Source organism: Pseudomonas sp. QLc11A (assembly GCF_052112305.1).
Classification (GTDB): Bacteria; Pseudomonadota; Gammaproteobacteria; order Pseudomonadales; family Pseudomonadaceae; genus Aquipseudomonas; species Aquipseudomonas laurylsulfatiphila.
This window is the reverse complement of the sequence record NZ_JAVAJJ010000012.1, coordinates 17,223-33,348: the sequence shown is the minus strand read 5'-3', so window position 1 is coordinate 33,348 and position 16,126 is coordinate 17,223. Positions and strand designations below refer to the sequence as shown.

12 protein-coding genes are annotated in these 16,126 nt (G+C 60.5%); all 12 read right to left on the bottom strand.

Annotated elements, in window-relative coordinates:
• Positions 1 to 11 precede the first annotated feature (11 nt).
• The 12 genes from Q8X48_RS17895 to Q8X48_RS17840 all read right to left on the bottom strand — a co-directional run bounded on the left by Q8X48_RS17895 (position 12) and on the right by Q8X48_RS17840 (position 16,049).
• Positions 12 to 1,028, bottom strand: a complete 1,017-nt coding sequence (locus Q8X48_RS17895; RefSeq protein ID WP_407802402.1) for a class I SAM-dependent rRNA methyltransferase — start codon at positions 1,026 to 1,028, stop codon at positions 12 to 14.
• A gap of 96 nt (positions 1,029 to 1,124) precedes the next feature.
• Positions 1,125 to 1,997 (bottom strand): oxygenase MpaB family protein, encoded by an 873-nt coding sequence (locus Q8X48_RS17890; RefSeq protein ID WP_407802400.1) that lies wholly within the window; start codon positions 1,995 to 1,997, stop codon positions 1,125 to 1,127.
• A 126-nt stretch (positions 1,998 to 2,123) separates the two neighbouring features.
• Positions 2,124 to 4,061 carry an acetate--CoA ligase gene (gene acs / locus Q8X48_RS17885; protein WP_126047582.1) on the bottom strand — a complete coding sequence of 646 codons (1,938 nt, stop codon included), beginning with the start codon at positions 4,059 to 4,061 and terminating at the stop codon, positions 2,124 to 2,126.
• 193 nt (positions 4,062 to 4,254) lie between these two features.
• Complete coding sequence (pgi, locus tag Q8X48_RS17880) at positions 4,255 to 5,919, bottom strand: glucose-6-phosphate isomerase (protein ID WP_015096864.1); 1,665 nt, start codon at positions 5,917 to 5,919, stop codon at positions 4,255 to 4,257.
• Positions 5,920 to 6,143: 224 nt separating this feature from the next.
• Complete coding sequence (gene panD, locus Q8X48_RS17875) at positions 6,144 to 6,524, bottom strand: aspartate 1-decarboxylase (RefSeq protein WP_003228271.1); 381 nt, start codon at positions 6,522 to 6,524, stop codon at positions 6,144 to 6,146.
• A 195-nt stretch (positions 6,525 to 6,719) separates the two neighbouring features.
• The gene (panC, locus tag Q8X48_RS17870) at positions 6,720 to 7,580 is read right to left on the bottom strand and encodes a pantoate--beta-alanine ligase (protein ID WP_407802397.1); all 861 of its coding nucleotides are present in this window, start codon (positions 7,578 to 7,580) and stop codon (positions 6,720 to 6,722) included.
• A complete protein-coding gene (gene panB, locus Q8X48_RS17865) occupies positions 7,577 to 8,377 on the bottom strand; it encodes a 3-methyl-2-oxobutanoate hydroxymethyltransferase (RefSeq protein WP_015096862.1) in 801 nt (266 codons plus the stop codon). The genes panC and panB overlap by 4 nt, the downstream gene beginning before the upstream one ends.
• A gap of 387 nt (positions 8,378 to 8,764) precedes the next feature.
• Entirely contained in the window at positions 8,765 to 9,250 is a 486-nt protein-coding gene (gene folK / locus Q8X48_RS17860; protein WP_407802394.1) for a 2-amino-4-hydroxy-6-hydroxymethyldihydropteridine diphosphokinase, read from the bottom strand.
• Positions 9,251 to 9,253: 3 nt separating this feature from the next.
• A complete protein-coding gene (locus tag Q8X48_RS17855) occupies positions 9,254 to 10,654 on the bottom strand; it encodes a polynucleotide adenylyltransferase PcnB (protein ID WP_173862160.1) in 1,401 nt (466 codons plus the stop codon).
• A gap of 818 nt (positions 10,655 to 11,472) precedes the next feature.
• Positions 11,473 to 12,912 carry a sigma-54-dependent transcriptional regulator gene (locus tag Q8X48_RS17850; protein ID WP_407802391.1) on the bottom strand — a complete coding sequence of 480 codons (1,440 nt, stop codon included), beginning with the start codon at positions 12,910 to 12,912 and terminating at the stop codon, positions 11,473 to 11,475.
• A 22-nt stretch (positions 12,913 to 12,934) separates the two neighbouring features.
• Positions 12,935 to 15,889, bottom strand: a complete 2,955-nt coding sequence (locus Q8X48_RS17845) for a sensor histidine kinase (RefSeq protein WP_007971103.1) — start codon at positions 15,887 to 15,889, stop codon at positions 12,935 to 12,937.
• Positions 15,873 to 16,049 (bottom strand): hypothetical protein, encoded by a 177-nt coding sequence (locus tag Q8X48_RS17840; RefSeq protein ID WP_003176118.1) that lies wholly within the window; start codon positions 16,047 to 16,049, stop codon positions 15,873 to 15,875. Before Q8X48_RS17840 ends, Q8X48_RS17845 begins: the two co-directional genes overlap by 17 nt.
• Between the last annotated feature and the right edge of the window lie 77 nt (positions 16,050 to 16,126).

Here is a 16,126-nt window from a genome sequence, read left to right as displayed (position 1 = left end):
TCCCACAGCTGTCAGAGCTGCAGAATCAGGGTTTTCAGCGGTGGTTGCTGATCCATCGACGGGAAGTCGGCGCCTGGTTTCATCACGCTCCACTCACGCACCGGCCGCCCGGCCTTCTCCGCACAACGCAAAACCTGCTCGCGCCAGTCGTCCATGCTGACTTTCGCCAGGTTGTTGCAGCAGATCAGCACGCCGTTGTCGGCGGTGGTCAACAAGGCCGGCTTGAGCAGGCTCTGATAGTCGCGCAGCAGGTCGACGGTGCCGAATGCGCTCTTGGCCCAGGCCGGAGGGTCCAGCAGCACCAGATCGTACTGGCGCTGTTCCAGGCGCTGATAGCTCGGCAGTTTTTGCCCGCGGCGCTGGCTGATCGGCAGGCCGGCCAGTTGGCGAATGGCCGGAAAGTAGTCGGACTGGATAAATTCCATGGTCGGCAACTGCGGGTTGAGTTGGCCGTTCTCGCGACCGACCGCCAGATTGCCTTCGGCGAAGTCCAGGTTGCACACCTCGCGCGCACCGCCGGCGGCGGCACTGAGGCCGACACCACAGGTGTAGGCGAACAGGTTCAGCACGCTTTTGTTTTTGCTGTGATCCTTGACCCAGCCGCGGGTGTTGCGCAGGTCGAGGAACAGCAGCGGGTCTTGTCCGGCATGGCGGCCACGCACCCGATAGTTCAGGCCCCATTCGTGGCCGACCAGGTCTTGCATGGCGGCCTCGTCGGCGCGGTAGACGATGTCTTCGCGATCGATGCGCGAGTTGCCGCGGGAGCGGTCGTTGTAGACCAGCAGGGTTTCAAAACCCAGGTATTGGTTGATCGCGACGTGCAGTTGCAGCAGCGCCTCGCGCTCCAGCGGCTGGTGGAAGCTCTGTACCAGCAATTGCGGGCCGTAGCGGTCGATGGTCAGGCCACCGGCACCTTCCTGGCTGCCGTGGAACAGGCGATAGCAGTCGGTGCCCTGCTGGTGCAGTTCGGCGAGCAGGTCCTGGCGTTGATCGAGGGCGGCGCGCAGCGCCTGATTCAAGGAAGACATGCTGGGCGCCTTGCAGGAGAGAATTGGGCGCGGGAGTTTAACAGTTACTGAGCTTCAAGCTTCAAGCTTCAAGCTTTGAGCTTGCGGCTCTGAGCATCAGGTCAGTAAACCCATCCTTCGTTTAGCCCGATGCACCGATCCATTACGCACCGCCCAGCGCAGCATTGGCGCGCTGCGGTTGACGCTGGCGCGGATCAGTTTGCGTTGCAGCGGGTTTTGGCTGACGCCGAGCATGTCACTGGCCCAATCCGGCAACAGATCGATCCCCGCCTGCATCATGAGCCCCCCGAACGGCTTGGCCAAACGACTGGGAGAGGGCGCGTTCAACAACAGGCGCAGCACCTCGCGGCTGCGCTCGTCGCACAGCAGTTGCGGGCGCACGTGCTCAAGGTAGTCGGCAATGGCCTGTCGCGAACGGGGCACCTCCCGGGCACCGAGCCGCTCGGCTACCAAGGCGATCTCTGCGTAATAGCGATCCTGATCGACTGGGGACAGATGCGGGTTGCGATAGCGTAAATGCGCGGCGAGGAAGTTGCTGACCTCGGCGACGTGCACCCAGGTCAGCAGATCGGGATCGCTGGCGGCATAGGGGCGTCCATCCGGCGCCGTGCCGGTTACCTGCAAGTGAATGGTGCGAACCTTCTCGATCAACCAGTCGGCGTCTTGCCGCGAACCGAAGGTGGTGCCGGAGATGAACTGCCCGGTGCGACGCAAGCGACCGAGCATGTCCTCACGAAAATTCGAATGGTCCCAGACCCCTGCCAATGCCAGCGGGTGCAGGGCCTGCAGCATCAGGGCGCTGATGCCACCGATCAGCATGCTGCTGAAATCGCCATGGACTTGCCAGCTCACCGAGTCCGGTCCGAACAGCCCGGGGTCGCCCTTGGGGTTTTCCAGGTCGAGCTTGCCCAGGGACAAACCGGTCAGGCTCATGATCTGGGTTTCAATGCGGGTGCGGATGAATTCCATGGTGTCCCGGTAATTTCCTGTAGGCGCGAGCCTGCTCGCGATGGACTTCAACGGTAACGCGTTTCTCCTGAATGTACGCGGAGCACTTGAGTTCATCGCGAGCAAGCTCGCTCCTGCAAAGGCACGTTATTGATTCAGGCGTTTGTCGATCAGCCCTTGCACCACGCTCGGGTCGGCCAGGGTCGAAGTATCGCCCAGGCTATCGAGTTCGTTGCAGGCGATCTTGCGCAGAATGCGCCGCATGATCTTGCCTGAGCGTGTTTTCGGCAAGGCTGGCGCCCATTGGATCAAGTCTGGTTTGGCAAAATTGCCGATTTCCTTGCCGACCAGGGCCAGCAATTCCTGCTTCAGTTCATCGCTGGTCTCAACGCCGTTCATGGGCGTGACGAAGACATAGATGCCCTGGCCCTTGATGTCGTGGGGGTAACCGACCGCAGCGGCCTCGGCGATGCTTTCGTGCAGCACCAGGGCGCTTTCCACTTCGGCGGTGCCGATACGGTGGCCGGACACGTTGATCACATCGTCGATGCGCCCGGTGATCCAGTAGTCGCCATCTTCATCGCGCCGCGCGCCATCGCCGGTGAAGTAGTAACCGGGATACGGCTTGAAATAGGTGTCGACCATGCGCTGCGGGTCGCCATAGACGCTACGGATCTGCGCCGGCCAGCTGGATTTTATGGCCAGTACGCCGCTGCCGGCGCCTTTGATTTCCTTGCCTTGCTCGTCGAGCAGCACCGGCTGCACGCCGAACATCGGTTGTGTGGCGCAACCGGGCTTGATCCGTTGGGCGCTGACCAAAGGGCTGAGCATGATGCCGCCGGTTTCGGTCTGCCACCAGGTATCGACGATCGGGCAACGCTCTTCGCCCACCTCATGGAAGTACCACTCCCACGCTTCCGGATTGATCGGTTCGCCGACCGTACCGAGTAGTCTGACGCTGGCGCGGGAGGTTTCCTTCAACGCGGCGGGCCCTTCGCGCATCAACGAGCGCAGGGCCGTCGGGGCGGTGTAGAAAATGTTCACCTTGTGCTTGTCGATCACCTGCCAGAAGCGCGAGGTCGTCGGGTAGCTCGGCACGCCCTCGAAGATCAGCGTGGTCGCGCCGTTGGCCAGCGGACCGTAGACGATGTAGCTGTGGCCAGTGACCCAGCCGACGTCGGCGGTGCACCAGAAGACCTCGCCATCGCGGTAATCCAGCACGTACTTGAAGGTCATCGTCGCTTGCAGCAGGTAGCCGCCGGTGGTGTGCAGCACGCCTTTGGGTTTACCGGTGCTGCCGGAGGTGTAGAGGATGAACAGCGGGTCTTCGGCGTCCATCGGTTCGGGCGGGCAATCGGCGCTGGCTTCGCGCAGGGCCTGCTGGTACTTGATGTCCCGTCCTTCGACCCAATTCACCTGTACGTTTCTGCGCTCGACCACCAGCACGGTGCTCACGTTCGGGCAGCTTTGCAGCGCTTTGTCGACGTTCTGCTTGAGTGGCACGGGCCGGCCGCCGCGCACGCCTTCGTCGGCGGTGATCACGGTGCGGCAGTCAGCGTCGAGAATGCGGTCGCGCAACGAGTCCGGGGAGAAACCACCGAACACCACCGAGTGCACTGCGCCGATGCGGGTACAGGCAAGCATGGCGTAGGCCGCCTCGGGAATCATTGGCATGTAGATGCACACGCGGTCGCCTTTTTTCACGCCACGGCTTTTCAGCACGTTGGCCAGGCGGCAGACGTTTTCATGCAGTTGTTTGTAGGTGATCGATGTCGAGTCGGCAGGGTCGTCGCCTTCCCAGATGATGGCGACCTGATCGCCGCGTTTCTCCAGGTGCCGGTCGATGCAGTTGTAGCTGACATTCAATTGCGCACCGGCAAACCAGCTGGCCTCGCCGGTCTTCAGATTGTAGCGCTGGACGGTTTCCCAGGGCGCGCTCCAGTCGAGAAAACGCGTGGCCTGTTCGGCCCAGAAGGTGCTGGGGTGTTCAATGGATTCGCGGTACAGGCGCTGATAGTCGTCTTGACTCAATTGTGCAGCCCGGCGGACGGCATCGGCTTTGGGGAACTTGCTGATATCGAACATGACGGTTCCTTATTCTTGTTTTGCGACAAGGATAAAGATGCGCCGAGTGGTCAATGGGTTCAAGCCGTACACAAAACAACTGTGGGAGCGAGCCTGCTCGCGAAAGCGTTGGGTCAGTCAACATCAAAGTCGACTGACAAACCGCATTCGCGAGCAGGCTCGCTCCCACAAGGTACAACAGGGCGGTGTCAGATTATCCGCGGTGACGACCGCGGAAGTAGTTGATCAGCCCTTGAGTCGAGGCGTCCTCGGCCGGGGTTTCTTCGCTGCCGACCAGGCGGTTGTAGACACCTTTGCCCAGCTCTTTGCCCAGCTCCACGCCCCACTGGTCGAAGGCATTGATGCCCCAGATCACGCTTTGCACGAAGACTTTGTGTTCGTACATCGCCACCAGTGCGCCGAGGCGACGCGGGCTGATGCGCTCGACCACCAGGGTGTTGCTCGGGCGATTGCCCGGGATCACCTTGTGCGGCGCGAGTTTGTGTACGTCGGCTTCGCTCATGCCTTTGTCGCGCAGCTCGGTTTCGGCCTCGGCCAGGGTCTTGCCGAGCATCAGCGCCTGGCTTTGCGACAGGCAGTTGGCGTACAGCCACTGGTGGTGGTCGGACACCGGGTTGAAGCTGACGATCGGCACGATGAAGTCTGCCGGAATCAGTTGGGTGCCCTGGTGCAGCAGCTGGTGGTAGGCGTGCTGACCGTTGCAGCCGACGCCGCCCCAGATCACCGGCCCGGTGTCGGTGGACACGGGCTTGCCGTCCTGGCGCACGCTTTTGCCGTTGGATTCCATGTCCAGCTGTTGCAGGTGCTTGGTGATGTTACGCAGGTAGTGATCGTACGGCAGGATCGCGTGGCTTTGCGCGCCCCAGAAGTTGCCGTACCACACGCCGAGCAAGGCCAGCAGCACCGGCATGTTCTGTTCGAACGGTGCGCTCTGGAAGTGCTGGTCCATGGTGTAGGCACCGGACAGCAGTTCCTTGAAGTTGGACATGCCGATGGCCAGGGCAATCGGCAAGCCGATGGCCGACCACAGCGAGTAGCGGCCACCGACCCAGTCCCACATCGGGAAGATGTTTTCTTCGCGGATACCGAAGGCTACGGCGGCGGCGTTGTTGCTCGATACCGCGATGAAATGGCGATACAGCTCGGCTTCCGACCCCCCCTGGGCCAGATACCAGGCACGGGCGGCCTGGGCGTTTTTCAGGGTTTCGAGGGTATTGAAGGATTTCGACGAAACGATGAACAGCGTGGTTTCGGCACGCAGTTTCATGGTCAGTTCGTGGAACTCGCTGCCGTCGATGTTCGCCAGGTAATGGCAACGCACGCCTTTCTGGGCGTAGGACAGCAAGGCTTCGGACACCAGTTCCGGGCCGAGGAAGGAGCCACCGATGCCGATGTTCACCACGTCGGTGATCGGCTTCTCGGTGTAGCCGCGCCACAGACCGTCATGGATACGGCCCACGAGGTCGGTGATCTGGTTCAGCACCTTGTGCACTTCCGGCATCACGTTGACGCCGTTGACCGACAGCTTGTCGCCAACCGGGCGGCGCAGGGCTGTGTGCAGGGCCGGACGGCCTTCGGAGGAGTTGACGATTTCGCCGTCGAACAGCGATTTGATCGCGCCCTTCAGGTCGACTTCGTTGGCCAGGCCTACCAGCAGATTACGGGTCTCGGCGTTGATCAGGTTTTTCGAGTAGTCGAGAAACAGACCGCAACTGCTGAGGGTGAATTGAGTAAAACGCTGCGGATCGGCATTGAAGGCTTCGCGCATGCTGAAATCCTGCATGGCTTGGCGGTGGTCATTCAACGCTTGCCAGGCGGGCAGAGCGGTAACGTCGTGAGGAGTGCGGTAATACGCCATCGCTGCGGGTTTCCTTATTACTTGAACGGCCTTTTGAACACTAAAAATCCCGGAGCGCTGTGGGTGGGCGTTCCGGTCAACTGCGTCGACACGATTTCATGGCGCAGGGCGAATACAGTAAACCCCGCGCAATGATCTGTCTTGACTTTGTCTGACCTGTTTCCGGTACTTTTTTAACATCGAAGTTAGGAATGGTCCGACAAACGGAAGAGACAGGGCTCGGATCAGGCGACCTGGACCGGAATGGCATTGCTGGTGTGGCTCAGTTCATTGCCCGGTGCCATATAGAGCATGCGCGGCTTGAAGTTGAGCAGTTCGGCTTCGCTGTAATGAGCGTAAGCGCAGATGATCACGCGATCACCGACCTTGGCCTTGTGCGCCGCGGCGCCGTTGACCGAGATCATGCGCGAACCTTCTTCACCACGGATGGCGTAGGTGGTGAAGCGCTCGCCGTTGTCGACGTTGTAGATCTGGATCTGTTCGTACTCGCGGATGCCGGACAGGTCCAGCCATTCACCGTCGATGGCGCAGGAGCCTTCGTAATCGAGTACAGCGTGGGTGACTTCGGCGCGATGCAGCTTGGCTTTGAGCATGATGGCGTGCATGAATGTTTCCCAGGTCGGAATCGAACGGCGGGCAGTTTGCCCGAAGGGGTTGCGGGCGGCAATACAGCTTGGAAACCGGCGCAGATCCCCTTGTGGGAGCGAGCCTGCTCGCGATGGCGGTGTATTAGTCAAAATTGTTGTGACTGAACAACCGCAATCGCGAGCAGGCTCGCTCCCACAGGGGAGTTGTGTTGGCTAGACGGGCGCGTCGAGGTTCAGGTGCAGGTTGTCGATCAACCGTGTCGTACCGAGGAACGCCGCCACCAGAATCACCAGGTCACGATCCTGCGCCGTTGCCGGGCGCAGGGTCAGGGCATGGCGGATTTCCAGATAGTCAGGACGCAGGCCAGCCGTTTCGAGCTGTTTGATCTGCGTGTCGATCAGCGCCGGGTAATCGCGTTCGCCCTGCTTGATCGCCTCGCTGATCGCATTCAGCGTGCGGTAGACCACCGGTGCCACTGCGCGTTGCTCTTCGTTGAGGAAACCGTTGCGCGACGACAGTGCCAGACCATCGGCCGCCCGTACGGTCGGCTCGCCGATGATCTGGATCGGCATGTTCAGGTCATGTACCAGCGCGCGAATCACCGCCAGTTGCTGGAAGTCCTTCTCGCCAAAGATTGCCAGGTCCGGCTGGACCATGTTGAACAGCTTGCTGACCACCGTCGCCACGCCTTCGAAGTGCCCTGGCCGGCTTGCGCCACACAGGCCTTCGGACAATTGCGGGACACTGACGCGGGTCTGGCCGGTCATGCCGTCGGGATACATCTCCTCGACGGTTGGCGCGAATAGCAGATGGCAACCGGCCTGGAGCAGTTTTTCCTGGTCGGCGGCGAGGGTGCGCGGGTACTTGTCGAGGTCTTCGCCAGCACCGAATTGCAGCGGGTTGACGAAGACGCTCGCCACCACGAAGTCCGCCCGTTGGGAGGCCTTGGTCACCAGCGCAACGTGGCCGCTGTGCAGGTTGCCCATGGTCGGCACAAAGGCAATGCGTTTGCCTTCGCTACGGGCACGGGCTACAGCGGCCCGCAGTTCACGTACGGTTTTTACGGTGTTCATGCAGAGAATCCGTGTTCGATTCCAGGGAAAGTCGCCGCCTTGACTTCAGTCACGTAGGCATTCAATGCAGCTTCAATGCTGGTTTGGCCAGTCATGAAGTTCTTCACGAATTTTGGCATGCGGCCGGTTATGGACAGCCCCAGCATGTCGTGCAGAACCAGCACCTGGCCATCGGTGCGATTGCCGGCGCCAATCCCGATCACCGGAATCTTCACCGCCTGGGTGATTTCTTCTGCCAGCTCGCTCGGGACGCACTCGAGCAGCAGCATGGCCGCGCCAGCCTGTTCCAGGGCGATCGCGTCGGCACGCATCTGCCGCGCCTGGTTTTCATTGCGACCCTGGACCTTGTAGCCGCCAAGGATGTTCACCGACTGCGGCGTCAGGCCCATGTGCGCGCACACAGGGATGCCGCGCTCGGCCAGCAGGCGGATCGAATCGGCCAGCCACAACGCTCCTTCGACCTTGACCATGTGCGCGCCGGCCTGCATCAACAGGGCGCTGTTGGTCATGGCTTGTTCGGTGGTGGCATAGGCCATGAATGGCAGGTCGGCGAGGATCAGGGCATCGCTGTTACCGCGTTTGACGGCAGCCACGTGGTAAGCCATTTCTGCGGTGGTGACAGGCAAGGTGCTGTCGTGGCCCTGCAAAACCATGCCGAGGGAGTCGCCCACCAGCAGCACTTCGACGCCGGCCTGGTTGCAGGCGTGGGCGAAGGTTGCGTCGTAGCAGGTCAGCATGGTGATTTTTTCACCTTTTTGCTTCAGACCTTGCAGGGTGGTCAGGGTGATGGCTGGCATGAAAAGTTCCTCATTCAGGCGCTGTGGAAACTACTGCGAGTAACGCGCGTGATTCTTCGTTGAATACAGGCGCACGCTCTTTCGTCGTGCTTTTAAGGCCTGGATTGCGCCCTTGAACGCCGTGTAGGCGGCAGCGGGACGCCTATAGTCGTGAGGAGAACGAGGGAAGTCAATTGCGTGTGTTACCGCATTGTTACGGGTGGGGTGTTACCGGAGTAACTGATGCGATTCAGCAGGTTTGTTCGATTCGGCGGTCAGCCGCACTTTAGTGTTCGCCACAAACCAATGTGGGAGCGAGCCTGCTCGCGATGGCGGTGTGTCAGTCCATATCTATGTTGAATGTACTACCGCTATCGCGAGCAGGCTCGCTCCCACAGGGGATTTGGGTCAGTTCGGGGGCAGGCGTTCCAGGCCGACGAACGGGCATGCCTTGAGCAGTTCGGCCAGGGTTCGGCCATCGGCGAGTTGCAAATCCGCAGGTGCCAGCTCCGCCAGCGGGTAAAGCACGAAGGCCCGTTCCTGCATGTGGTAGTGGGGAACCTTGAGGCGCGGTTCGTCGATCAGGCGATCACCGAACAGCAAGATATCGAGGTCCAGCGTACGCGGTCCCCAGCGTTCAAGGCGCTCGCGACCCTGGCCGTTTTCGATGGCCTGCAAGGCATCCAGCAATTCCAGTGGCGCCAGCGTGCTGTCGAGGGCGGCCACCGCATTGGTGTAGCGCGGTTGTCCGGGAAGCAGCGAGTCGCTTTGATAAAACGCAGAAACCCCGACCAGTCGGGACTGCGGCAAGGACGCCAGCGCCTCGGCGGCGCTGCGCAATTGTTCGGCAGGGTCAGCCAGATTGCTGCCCATGCCGATGTAGATGCGTTCCATGGATTACTCGCCCGTGGTGCTCGAAGCACCGGCGGCGCGCTTGCGCTTGGAACCAGCGCTGCGGCGACGCTTGCGCGGGGCGCCGGTGCCTTCTTCCTTGCCGCTGAGGTCGCGGATCATGTCGCGACGCTCGCTTTCATTGGCGTCCTGATAGTCGGTCCACCATTCGCCGAGGCCGTCAGTCTGCTCGCCTGCACTCTCGCGCAAAAGCAGGAAGTCATAGCCGGCGCGGAAGCGCGGATTGTCCAGCAACAGATCGGCACGCTTGCCGCTGCGGCGCGGCAGGCGTTCCTGCATGTCCCAGATCTCGCGGATCGGCATGGTGAAGCGTTTCGGAATCGCGATTCGCTGGCACTGTTCGGCAATCAGCTCATGCGCCGCTTCCTGCATCGCCGGAATCGGCGGCATTCCACGCTCCTGCAGGCGCAGGACGCGCGCCGGCAGGGCAGGCCAGAGCAGGGCTGCAAACAGGAACGCCGGGGTGACCGGTTTGTTCTGCTTGATCCGCAGGTCGGTATTGATCAGGGCTTCGCTGATCAGGGTGTGGGTGTACGTCGGGTTGTATTCCAGTGCTTCGGCGCTGGCCGGGAACAGTGGATCGAACAATTGCAAGTCGACCAGCATTTCAAACGTATCGGCGGCGTGTCCGGAAAGGAACAGCTTGAGCACTTCTTCGAACAGGCGAGCCGACGGGATCTCGCGCAGCATCGGCGCCAGGTCGCGAATGGGCAGGGCACTGTGTTTTTCGATACCAAAGTTCAGCTTGGCGGCGAAACGCACGGCCCGCAGCATGCGTACCGGGTCTTCCTGGTAGCGTTGCTTCGGATCGCCGATCAGGCGGATCAGGTGATTGCGGATGTCGTGTACGCCGTTGGCGTAGTCGAGGATGCGTTCGCTGACCGGATCGTAATACAGGGCATTGATGGTGAAGTCGCGACGTTGCGCGTCTTCTTCCAGGGTGCCATAGACGTTATCGCGCAGGATGCGCCCGCTTTCGTTTCGCGAAGACTGGTTGCTGTCTTCCTCGTCTTCGTTTTGCGGGTGATTGGCGCGGAAGGTCGCGACTTCGATGATTTCGCGACCGAAGTGGATGTGCACCAATTTGAACCGACGCCCGATGATTCGCGCGTTACGGAATTCGGCCCGTACCTGCTCGGGTGTGGCGCTGGTGGCAACGTCGAAATCTTTCGGTGTAATGCCCAGCAACATGTCGCGCACGCAACCGCCCACCAGGTAAGCCTGGTAACCGGCGCTCTGCAGGCGTTCAACGATATTCACCGCGTAGCGGCTGAATTGCGCCTTTTGCAGCGAGTGTTGGCCGCTGTTGAGCACTTCAGGCGTGCTGCGAATGTGTTGCGTAGGACGCTTGGGAGAACGGAATGACTGGAACAGCTTCTTCAGCATGGGATGCACTGTTTGAAGGAATATTCGGCCATAACAGAAGAATGACCGCATGATGGGCGGGGATTCTAGCATTTAGTCGGGGGATGGTGTAGGACACAGCAGATTTGAGCTGTAGGTCCGTAGGAGCGAGCTTGCTCGCGATGGACGTGAACGATGGCGCGTTCAGCCAGATACCCAACTGCGCCTTCAGGTTATTCGCGAGCAAGCTCGCTCCTACAGGTACAGGAAGTGGGTGTGGGGCTTGAATCGCAGAAACTACAAGGGGAGCCGAAGCTCCCCAAGAAGTAGTTGCATGCTCTATTTTTATTTTTGGTTTCGGGCTTTTTGTTTTTGTTAAGTGCCCTTGCCATGAAGCTTTCCTTCATGACCCTCCCAATCGGGAGCCAAGAGCAAACGGATTGCTTTGGTCGCTGAATTGCAGTGATCTTTCGATCCAACCAGTACAGGCTCTGTCTTAGGACAGTTTTTGTTGTTCTCGGCCTGGTCGTGGGGCTAGCCCCAAATACAACGCCTCTCCAAAAGAATCAGTTAGCTGCGCCTCTCGCCGTCTTGTTTTTATTGTGCGTGAGTCGATTCGTCTTATTTTTATTGTCTTGTGCATTGCTTGTTATTGTTCTTGTACCAAACATATAGCAGGGTGCGTGCCAACTTTTGCGAAACCCAATAAAACAAGGGGTTAGACCGGTCGGTAGGCATTTTGAAGGCAAAAAAAAGCCGGGGCTTCGTTACCGTAAGCCCCGGCTTCTGTTACGTGAAAAAGCTGAGGTAACAGTTTTTTCACAAAGTCACGTGTTACCCGCACATGAGACAGGTGGGGTTCAGCTTTCGCTGGCCACTCCGGTCTTGCGCCGCGGGATGCCCAGGCGCTGACGGCGTTCCCACAGGCATTTGCGGCTGACCCCGAGTTTGCGGGCCAGTTCGGTTTCAGTCATGTGGTCCTGATGCTCGAGGACGAAATGCTGGAAGTAGTCTTCCAGGGAGAGGTCTTCGGTCGGCTCGTGATTGTTGTTGCTGGCGTTGCCGTTGCCCTGTTGTGGGGGCAGGCCAATGAATTCGTCATCTTCCAGGTCGCTCAGCTCGATGTCGATGCCCAGCAACTCGGCGGAGATTTCCGGGCTTTCGCACAGGATAACGGCGCGCTCGACGGCGTTTTCCAGTTCGCGAACGTTGCCCGGCCAGGAGTAGTGACGAATGGCTTGCTCGGCATCCGCGGCGAACTTCAGGTCGGTGCGGTTGATTCGCGCACTTTGCCGCGCCAGGAAGGCGTTGGCGATTTCGTTGACGTCCGCACCGCGTTCGCGCAGGGCTGGCAGCTTCAGCGCAATTACGTGGAGGCGGTAATACAAGTCTTCGCGGAACTGGCCAATCTTCGCCAGGCTCTTGAGGTCACGGTGAGTCGCGGCGATCAGGCGCACATCGACTTTTTGCGACTGCACCGAACCTACGCGGCGAATTTCGCCTTCCTGCAATACGCGCAGCAGGCGAGCCTGGGCTTCCAGAGGCAGTTCGCCAATTTCGTCGAGGAACAAGGTACCGCCGTCCGCCGCTTCCACCAGGCCGGCGCGCCCGGCGCTGGCGCCGGTGAATGCGCCTTTTTCGTGGCCGAACAGTTCGGACTCGATCAGGCTTTCCGGAATGGCTGCGCAGTTCACCGAAATCATCGGTGCCTTGGCGCGTCTGGACAGGTTGTGCAGGGCGCGGGCCACCAGTTCTTTACCGGTGCCCGATTCGCCCTGGATCAGCACGTTGGAATCGGTCGGCGCGACTTTGCGGATCTTGCCATACAGGTCCTGCATCGGTGGGCATGAGCCGATAATGCCGATTTCACCGTTGCTGTTGTCGGTACCGGATTTCGCCGCACCATTGGCGGCTTTGCCGGGAACCGCTTCACCACCGGCCTGTGCCGTTTGTCGGTCACGCAGGATTCGTGCGGCGGCTTGCAGCATTTCGTCGTGGTCGAATGGCTTGGCAATGTAATCCACCGCACCCATTTTCATCGAGTCGACTGCCGAGCGCAGGCTCGCGTAGCTGGTCATGATCAGCACCGGCGTACCTTGGGCGAGCTTGATCAACTCTGTGCCAGGCGCGCCCGGCAGGCGCAGGTCACTGACGATCAGATCGAACGAGGGAATGGTGAAGCGTTCTTGTGCTTCCTGCACTGAACCGGCTTCGCTGACCTGGTACTGGTTGCGTTCCAGCAGGCGGCGCAAGGCGGAGCGGATAATGGTTTCGTCTTCGACGATCAAAATGTGCGGCATTGATTCGATACTCTCGACGGTCTCAGTTCACAGCGGACGTCGCTTCGACATGACGCGGCAAGGTAACCCTGATTCGGGTGCCGCGTTGGCTTTGAACATCAGCCGGGCTGTCGATGGTGATTTGTCCATAATGCTCTTCAACGATGGAATAGACCAGTGCAAGGCCCAGACCGGTGCCTTCGCCAGGGTCCTTGGTGGTGAAGAAAGGTTCGAACAATCGGTCCATGATGCTCGACGGAATACCGCTGCCTTCGTCCTCCACGATCAGATCGACCGTGTGTTCGCCGGCTTCGCTCTTGACCCGCACCGCACTGCCGGGAGGCGATGCGTCACGGGCGTTTGAGAGCAGGTTGATCAACACCTGGGCCAGCCGTTGCGGGTCGCCTTCGACCCAGTGCTCGGGGTCGCACAGGTTGTAGAACTGCACTTCGAAATTGCGTCGGTTCAGTGCCAGCAGGCCGATGGCATCCTGAGCCACTTCGGCCAGACAGACGGGCTCGTCGCTGTGCTGATGGCTGCCAGCATGGGCAAAGCTCATCAGCGACTGGACAATGCGCGACACACGCTTGGTCTGCTCGAGGATCTGCCCGCTGATCTCCTTCAGCTCGCCGTCTTCCTCGCGTTCTTCGCGCAGGTTCTGCGCCAGGCACGCGATACCGGTGATCGGGTTGCCGATTTCATGGGCCACGCCGGCCGCCAGGCGACCGATGCTCGCCAGGCGCTCGGAGTGCACCAGTTTGTCCTCGAGCATCTGGGTTTCGGTCAGGTCTTCCACCAGCAACACCAGGCCACTGTTACCCGGTGCCAGGGGTTCGTCGATTGCCGCTTTGTGCAGGTTCAGCCAGCGTGTCTGGCCGTCGAGGGCCAGGTGCTGCTTGTGCAAGTGCTCGTCCGGCAGATTGATGAAGCCTTGCAGCAGTTCTTTCCACGGATCGGCAATGGTGCTCAGGCGCGAACCGACCACACGCTGTGCGGCGATGCCGGTCAGCTCCTCCATGGCCTTGTTCCACATGAGGATTTCCTGATCCTTGGCCAGCGAGCAAACGCCCATCGGCAATTCCTGCAGGGTCTGGCGGTGATAGCGACGCAGGGCATCGAGTTCGGCGGCCAGACCGGTCAGGCGCGAGTGGTAGTCCTCGAGTCGACTTTCGATGAAGTGAATGTCTTCGGTCACGTAGTTTTCGCCACCTGCCTTGTAGGGCAGGAACGTTTCGACCATGTCCTGGGCCACGCTCGGCCCCATCAGGCCGGAGAGGTTGGCTTCGATGCGGTCACGCAAGCGCCGCAGGGCATAGGGTCGACGTTCGTCGAATGGCAGATAAAGGTCGCGCAGCGCCTGTTCCACTTCTTTCTGCGCCGCTTTTGCCCCCAGCGGTTTTGCAAGCTGCGTGGCGAACTCCTGGGGCGAGGCAGCGTGCAGTTCGCGGCGTTGCGGGCGGCGCACGTTATCCACGGCACAGGCTTCGGCGGCGCTGGCCTCTTCGGTGCTGGCGTTGGTGAACAGCGAGATCAGGGTGAACATCAGTACGTTGGCCGCCAGCGAGGCAATAGCCGCCATGTGCCAGCTGGTGTCGTCCAGCACGTAGATCATGTTCAGCAGCGGAATGTAGAAGCCCTGCAGGTTACCGACCAGCGGTAACAACATGGTCACCAGCCACACCAGTATCCCCGCCAGCAAGCCCGCGATGAAGCCGCGGCGGTTGGCGGTCGGCCAGTACAGGACCGAGAGCACGCCCGGCAGGAACTGCAACGTGGCGACGAAAGCGACGATGCCGAGGTTGGCCAGGTCCTGTTCGGCACCAAGCATCAGGTAGAAGCCGTAGCCAGCCATGATGATCGCGACAATCAGCGCCCGGCGGGTCCACTTCAGCCAGCGGTAGATGTTGCCTTCGGCCGGTGGCTGATAAAGCGGCAGCACCAGGTGGTTCAAGGCCATCCCGGACAGCGCCAGCGTGGTGACGATGATCAGGCCGCTGGCGGCGGACAGCCCGCCGACATAGGCCAGCAGCGCCAGCGCCTTGCTGTTGGCGGCGATGCCGATGCCCAGGGTGAAGTATTCCGGATTGGTGGTGGCGCCCAGTTTCAGGCCGGCCCATAGAATCAGCGGCACCGCCAGGCTCATCAGCAGCAGGAACAGCGGCAGGCCCCAGCTCGCACTGACCAGCGAACGCGGGTTGAGGTTTTCGGTAAAGGTCATGTGATACATGTGCGGCATCACGATCGCCGAGGCGAAGAACACCAGCAACAGGGTGCGCCACGGGCCTTCCTGCAAAGGCGTGTGCAGGGCCGCGAGCGCGGTCTGGTTTTGCAGCAACCACAGTTCAAGCTGTTGCGGGCCGTCGAACACGCCGTAAAGCGCATACAACCCGACACCGCCGAGGGCGATCAGCTTGATCACCGATTCGAAGGCAATCGCGAACACCAGGCCTTCATGCTTTTCCCGGGTGGCGATGTGGCGGGAGCCGAAGAAAATCGTGAACAGCGTGATCAGTGCGCAGAAACTCAAGGCCACGCGATTTTGTACGGGTTCGCGGGTGAGGATGCCGATGGAGTCGGCGACCGCCTGAATCTGCAGGGCCAGCAACGGCAATACGCCGACCAGCATGAAAATCGTGGTCAGCGCTCCGGCCCAGGTGCTGCGGAAGCGGAAGGCAAACAGATCCGCCAGGGACGACAGTTGATAAGTGCGGGTGATCTTAAGGATCGGATAAAGCAACACCGGCGCCAGCAGAAAGGCCCCGGAAACGCCCAGGTAGCTGGACAGAAAGCCGTAGCCGTACTGATAGGCCAGGCCCACGGTGCCGTAAAACGCCCAGGCACTGGCATAGACGCCCAGTGACAGGGTGTAGGTGAGCGGGTGGCGAATGATTGCCCGGGGAATCATGCCCCGTTCACTGATCCAGGCCACACCGAACAGTACCGCCAGGTACGCGGCGCTGATCAGGATCATCTGGGTCAGGCTAAAGCTCATCGGCATCTTTTTGGCTCTGCAGGATGAAGGTCACGACGATCAGAATCAGCCAGAGCAGATAAGGGCGATACCAGGCGCCAGTGGCGTCGATCCACCAATCCATGATGGCCGGGGAAAACAGGTAAATGCCCACTACCAAAAGCAGGACCAAGCGATAGATGTACATCCCGGCCTCTCTTTTTTTATGTGCGTGCCCGAAAACGTGCGGCGATGGTAACGGATGGGCGCGGCACTGCAAGTGTG

Bases quoted from the DNA above. Each gene is read 5' to 3' on its own strand.
- pgi (WP_015096864.1), bottom strand. From the start codon at position 5,919: ATGGCGTATTACCGCACTCCTCACGACGTTACCGCTCTGCCCGCCTGG.
- acs (WP_126047582.1), bottom strand. From the start codon at position 4,061: ATGTTCGATATCAGCAAGTTCCCCAAAGCCGATGCCGTCCGCCGGGCT.
- Q8X48_RS17895 (WP_407802402.1), bottom strand. From the start codon at position 1,028: ATGTCTTCCTTGAATCAGGCGCTGCGCGCCGCCCTCGATCAACGCCAG.
- Q8X48_RS17890 (WP_407802400.1), bottom strand. From the start codon at position 1,997: ATGGAATTCATCCGCACCCGCATTGAAACCCAGATCATGAGCCTGACC.
- Q8X48_RS17840 (WP_003176118.1), bottom strand. From the start codon at position 16,049: ATGTACATCTATCGCTTGGTCCTGCTTTTGGTAGTGGGCATTTACCTG.
- Q8X48_RS17845 (WP_007971103.1), bottom strand. From the start codon at position 15,889: ATGCCGATGAGCTTTAGCCTGACCCAGATGATCCTGATCAGCGCCGCG.
- Q8X48_RS17855 (WP_173862160.1), bottom strand. From the start codon at position 10,654: ATGCTGAAGAAGCTGTTCCAGTCATTCCGTTCTCCCAAGCGTCCTACG.
- panC (WP_407802397.1), bottom strand. From the start codon at position 7,580: ATGAACACCGTAAAAACCGTACGTGAACTGCGGGCCGCTGTAGCCCGT.
- panD (WP_003228271.1), bottom strand. From the start codon at position 6,524: ATGCACGCCATCATGCTCAAAGCCAAGCTGCATCGCGCCGAAGTCACC.
- Q8X48_RS17850 (WP_407802391.1), bottom strand. From the start codon at position 12,912: ATGCCGCACATTTTGATCGTCGAAGACGAAACCATTATCCGCTCCGCC.
- folK (WP_407802394.1), bottom strand. From the start codon at position 9,250: ATGGAACGCATCTACATCGGCATGGGCAGCAATCTGGCTGACCCTGCC.
- panB (WP_015096862.1), bottom strand. From the start codon at position 8,377: ATGCCAGCCATCACCCTGACCACCCTGCAAGGTCTGAAGCAAAAAGGT.